The organism is Cupriavidus sp. 01T418 (genome assembly GCF_056398885.1).
Genome location: NZ_JBFTQG010000181.1, coordinates 1 through 450, shown reverse-complemented (window position 1 = coordinate 450; position 450 = coordinate 1). Strand labels below are relative to the sequence as shown.

At 31.3% G+C, this 450-nt stretch carries 1 protein-coding gene; it reads right to left on the bottom strand.

The genetic code is table 11. From position 1 onward, the window contains the following. A partial coding sequence (locus AC1DQ3_RS36820) for a replication initiation factor domain-containing protein (protein ID WP_477124997.1) occupies nt 1–450 on the bottom strand: 450 nt, incomplete at both ends.

Genomic DNA, 450 nt, shown 5'->3' with positions numbered 1-450 from the left:
ATGTAAATCATTAAAACAATCATTCCAGTAATCCACCATATCTCTTTTAAGTTCAATTTCTACACGCCATAAGTGATCAGACATAACTTCGACATCTGCGTTATCTTTACGTTCTTGTTTTTTGTTATAAATTCTAATAAATCTATCACTATCACGAACGCCAAAATATTTTGTTTCTGGTTTCCCGTCACGACCATAAAATACAGTTTTCTTAACTGCTTTATCAGTCATTGCATAATAATTACTTAAATCATCTTCAAAATCAAAAGCTAAATCTATTCTTGTAAAACCGTCATCTTCCATGTAGTTGATAATGTTTTGTTTTAACCAAAGCATTTCTTCATGCGTAAGTTTATTCGGATTAAATTCAACACGCATATTACGTCTATCCCATGTATCTGCTTTTACTTTGTCGTATTCGATATAAACTTTTTCCTGCAGTGCTTTAGC